General features: G+C 39.3%; 4 protein-coding genes. All 4 read left to right on the forward strand.

The window, feature by feature from the left end:
* Positions 1 to 155: 155 nt before the first annotated feature.
* The 4 genes from ahpC (at position 156) to V7164_RS17770 (ending at position 4,933) form a co-directional block, all read left to right on the forward strand.
* A complete protein-coding gene (gene ahpC, locus V7164_RS17755) occupies positions 156 to 725 on the forward strand; it encodes an alkyl hydroperoxide reductase subunit C (protein WP_335346043.1) in 570 nt (189 codons plus the stop codon).
* Positions 726 to 737: 12 nt separating this feature from the next.
* A complete protein-coding gene (gene ahpF, locus V7164_RS17760) occupies positions 738 to 2,267 on the forward strand; it encodes an alkyl hydroperoxide reductase subunit F (RefSeq protein WP_335346044.1) in 1,530 nt (509 codons plus the stop codon).
* 297 nt (positions 2,268 to 2,564) lie between these two features.
* Complete coding sequence (locus V7164_RS17765; RefSeq protein WP_335346045.1) at positions 2,565 to 3,773, forward strand: MFS transporter; 1,209 nt, start codon at positions 2,565 to 2,567, stop codon at positions 3,771 to 3,773.
* Between the two features lie 257 nt (positions 3,774 to 4,030).
* Positions 4,031 to 4,933, forward strand: coding sequence for an EamA family transporter (locus V7164_RS17770; RefSeq protein ID WP_335346046.1), 903 nt, complete (start codon positions 4,031 to 4,033; stop codon positions 4,931 to 4,933).
* The last annotated feature ends 234 nt before the right edge of the window (positions 4,934 to 5,167 follow it).

Consider the following 5,167-nt stretch of genomic DNA (forward strand, 5'->3'; position numbering starts at 1 on the left):
AAGTAAATTCTATATAATAATGAGTGTTGTATTAGAATTATTTTAATTAAGGAATGATGATTAAAAAAAATATTAATCATTTTTTCCTTTTAAAATTATGGCTTTATGCCCAAACTATCTAAGATTTAAAAACATATATAGGAGGAAGATTTAATATGTCTCTAATCGGAAAAGAAATTCTACCATTCAAAGCACAAGCTTATGATGCAGGCAGCGGCGAGTTTATTGAGGTTACTGAACAAAGCATGAAAGGACAATGGAGTGTTGTTTGCTTCTATCCAGCTGACTTTACTTTCGTTTGCCCAACTGAGCTTGAGGACCTTCAAAACGAATATGCTACTCTAAAAGGTCTTGGAGTGGAAGTTTTCTCTGTTTCAACAGATACACACTTTACACATAAAGCATGGCATGATCATTCAGAAACTATTAATAAAATCAAATATGTGATGATTGGCGACCCTTCACAACAAATTTCTCGCAACTTCGATGTGCTAATCGAAGAAGAAGGTCTTGCAGATCGCGGTACTTTCATCATTGATCCAGACGGTGTTGTTCAAGCACTTGAAATTAACGCAGGCGGCATCGGCCGTGATGCAAGTATTCTTGTAAATAAAATTAAGGCAGCACAATACGTGCGTAACAACCCAGGTGAAGTTTGCCCGGCAAAATGGCAAGAAGGTGCTTCTACACTTAAGCCAAGCCTTGATCTTGTAGGGAAAATTTAAGGAGTGTCATCCATGATACTTGATGCAGATATAAAAGCACAATTAGCCCAATATCTTCAATTGATGGAGGGCGAAGTGCTTCTCAAAGTAAGTGCGGGATCTGATGAAGTTTCTCGCGATATGCTGGCTTTAGTTGATGAATTAGCCACTATGTCACAGAAAATAAAAGTTGAGAACACAGAATTACAAAGAACACCGAGCTTTAGTGTGAATCGTATCGGCGAAGACACCGGAGTAACTTTTGCTGGTGTCCCTCTTGGCCATGAATTTACTTCATTAGTGTTAGCTCTGCTTCAGGTAAGTGGAAGAGCTCCGAAGGTCGATCAGAAAGTCATTGATCAAGTGAAAAGCATTAAGGGCGAATATCGCTTTGAATCATACATCAGCTTAAGTTGTCACAACTGCCCTGATGTAGTACAAGCATTAAACGTGATGAGCGTTCTTAACCCTAATATTTCACATACTATGATCGATGGGGCTGCATATAAAGAAGAAGTAGAAAGCAAAGACATTCTGGCTGTACCCACCGTATACCTTAATGGGGAAGAATTCGGCGGCGGCCGTATGTCACTCGAAGAAATCCTTGCCAAAATGGGAAGCGGCCCAGATGCGTCCGAGTTTGCTGATAAAGATCCATTCGATGTCCTTGTTGTGGGAGGCGGACCAGCAGGTGCAAGTGCGGCCATCTATGCAGCACGTAAAGGCATTCGCACGGGTATTGTTGCTGAACGCTTTGGCGGTCAGATTATGGACACGCTTAGCATCGAAAACTTTATCAGTGTAAAGTCCACGGAAGGTCCTAAACTCGCCGCAAGCCTTGAAGAGCATGTGAAAGAGTATGACATCGATGTGATGAACTTACAGCGTGCTAAGCGTTTAGAAAAGAAAGACCTTATTGAAGTTGAACTGGAAAACGGCGCGGTTCTAAAGAGCAAAACCGTTATCCTTTCAACAGGTGCTCGCTGGCGCAATATCGGCGTACCTGGTGAGGCTGAGTTTAAGAATAAAGGTGTGGCGTACTGCCCGCATTGTGATGGCCCATTATTTGCAGGGAAAAAAGTCGCTGTTATTGGCGGCGGTAACTCCGGCGTTGAGGCTGCCATCGACCTAGCAGGAATTGTCGAACATGTAACCGTTCTTGAATTTAATCCAGAACTTAAAGCAGATTCAGTACTCCAAGACCGTCTTAACAGCTTATCGAATGTCACAGTCTTGAAGAATGTTCAAACGAAAGAAATTACCGGCACTGATAAGGTAAACGGAATTACTTACGTTGATCGTGACTCTGAAGAAGAGAAGCATATTGAATTGGCGGGAGTATTTGTTCAAATCGGTCTTGTGCCAAATACAGACTGGTTAGGTGAAACCATTGAACAAACTAGAATCGGTGAAATCGTTGTCGACAATCGTGGCGCAACGAACATCCCTGGCGTGTTTGCTGCAGGGGACTGTACGAACAGTCCATATAAGCAGATCATTATTTCAATGGGTTCCGGTGCGAATGCATCCTTGGGAGCATTTGATTATTTGATTCGGAATTAATGATAATCTGATATTTTTGAAAGTCACTGTGCTATCTGAATGATAGTATAGTGACTTTCTTTTTTATGTGCTAATACACCAATTATAAAATATATATAATACTAGACTTTTTTCCTAGGGGTCGTCTTATTAACCTTAAATTTGAGGCAATAACGGCGGAGACTGGGCTGTCATAGGGACGATTACGGACAGCTCAGGCAGAATATGACGGAAACCTGTCCGTCATAAAGCAATCACACTTTTTATAAATGAAGAAATAAGATCAGCACCCAATTCTAAATGACTGGGGAGAGAATTTTGGCGAAATTTAAAGCATGGGAAGAAAAGCATTTCATATTAGCCTTATTATTTGCTGGATGGTCGCTTGGAAATTTAGATAGATTTGTGATGAACTATGCTGTCATTTCCATTACGAAAGATTTGCAGCTTAGTGCAACTTCAACAGGATTCTTGCTTAGCAGTTTTTTTGCAGGTTATGCCCTTATGCAAATTCCTGGAGGCTGGTTAGCCGATCGTTTTGGTTCAAGGAAAGTTTTGATCACTGCCATCATCATGTGGTCCATCTTTACTGCCTTAACGGGGGCAGCTTGGTCGTTAACTTCCATATTAATGATTCGCTTTTTTTTCGGTATTGGAGAAGGGGGCTATATGCCAGCTGGATCAAAGCTTATCGCCCAAACTTTTCCGTTATCGGAACGAGGAAGAGCGATGGCCATTGTTCTTTCATCAGGGGCCTTTTTAGGGATTTTGACACCGATATTTGCAACAACGATGATGGCGACCATTGGGTGGCGTGCAATGTTTTGGATCATAGGTGTAATAGGTGTTGTTTTAGCAATCATTTTTTGGTTCTACATAAAAGATCCTAAATCAGTAGAAGAGAATGTCAAAGAAGAATTAAACATTCAACAGCCAAAATCCTTACTTCAGCTTTTAAAATACCCTTTTGTTTGGAGCTTGTTTATTGCTTCGTTTAGTGTAAATGCTATTAATTGGGGGCTTTTATCATGGATGCCCACCTATCTCGTAAACATTCGAGGATTAGAACTGCTTGAATTGGGCTGGATTGCTGCCATTCCTGGATTGGCAGCCATTATCGGAACATTTGGGGCAGGTTATATTTTAGATAAATTACCAAAGGGAAAAGAATATATTTACGGCATCATTAGCGCAGCCTTTGTTGGAATTTTGCTATATCTTATGTTTAATGCAAGCAGTGTCACTGAATTCATGGTTTATCAAACTATTATCATGATTTTTGGTGCGTTTATCATTATCTTTCTTCCAACAAGTGTTCTAAAGACTGTGCCTACACAAATTGTCGGGTCAACAATGGGATTTGTTAGTTTTGGCGGGCAGCTTGCAGGCTTTGTCACACCTATTGCCATTGGATTCATCGTTGAAGGATCTAAAGGCTCATTTGATGCCGCATTTTGGCTCCTCATTGGATTTGCCTTCATTTGTACACTTTCATTTATTTCTTTGGTTGTAAAAAAATCGCTCTGATTTATAGGGGCTCTGGATAAGTCCTATCAGAACATAAAATGATTTGGGTTAACCTATGCCCTTTTCTAAAGACCCTTTTTCAGAGGGGTTATTTTTTTGCTTTGGACTTCGGGTGGTGTACTGGCACCATCCGATTTTGCTTGTTTTAATAGATAATAGTTTCCTTAAAGATCTTCACACCCTATGGATTGGGATAGCCAATCCTCTATTTATGCTATAATAGTATAGTAATATTTCAGCACCAAGGAGGTCTCGCAATGAAATTAAATAAAGGTATTTTATTTGTGTTAATAGGTGCTGCTTTTTTTGGGTTTACACCGGTATTTGCTAAATTGGGGTTTAGCTTCGGCTATACACTTGGCCAAATTAATATCGTTCAAATGTTAATTTCCTCCATTTTACTATGGTCTTTTACTCTAATAAAACGTGCTAGTTTTAAAGGGCTTACTAAAAAGAATATTCCTCAAATAATGATGACCGGTTGTTTTACCGGATTAACAAGTATTTTTTATTATGGGGCCATGCAATATTTGCCTGCCTCATTGGCCATCATTTTAATGTTTCAATTCGTTTGGATAGGAATCATGTTAGAATGGATTTTCAGCAAAATAAAACCTGCACCTGTAACCATATTGTCTATCATTTTAATATTAGTAGGAGTCTTTTTTGCTTCGAATGTATTAAATGGGGACATACAGGGTCTGCCTTTCAAAGGTATCCTTTTTGGTATTCTATCTGCATTTACTTATGCGGGATTTATTTTTTTCAGTGGAAAGGTCGCTGTAAATGTGGATCCATGGACTCGGACCTCATTGATGGCAACAGGATCAACAATCTTAGTTCTTGTCATTTTCATGCGTGAAATTCCATCTGTACTGCCATTGGAGGCAAACTTAATAACCAGTGCTGTTGGAGTTTCGTTATTTGGAGCTGTCCTTCCTCCACTATTTTTCGCGATGGGCGCGCCTTTAATTTCGGGAGGCATCGCCAATATACTAACATCCATTGAATTACCGATCGCCATCCTATCAGCAAGCATTATTTTATCAGAAACGATAACACCGCTTCAGTGGTTAGGCACGGCTATTATCTTAGCAGCAATTGCGTTGAACGAACTCGGTACGAGCCTTTTTCAGTTTAGGAAGCAGATTAGGGGATAGAGTTTTAGAATGGGTTTATAAAAATGACTTTATGTTGCTTTAATCTTTTTAAATAGCTCTTCAATATAATTAAATGAAAACCTAGCGCTAGTATTTGTAATTTGCGCTAGGTTTCTTTTTATTTTAAAAATTATCCACCATTGAAAACCTCCTTCGTTTTTTAAGTTTAATTTTTGTCAGTATGAATGAACGAGTTTGAACTGTTAATTATTTGAAAGTAATTGTTAGAATCTT

Origin of the sequence: Bacillus sp. JJ1474 (genome assembly GCF_036965225.1) — a bacterium.
Taxonomy (GTDB): domain Bacteria; phylum Bacillota; class Bacilli; order Bacillales; family Cytobacillaceae; genus Cytobacillus.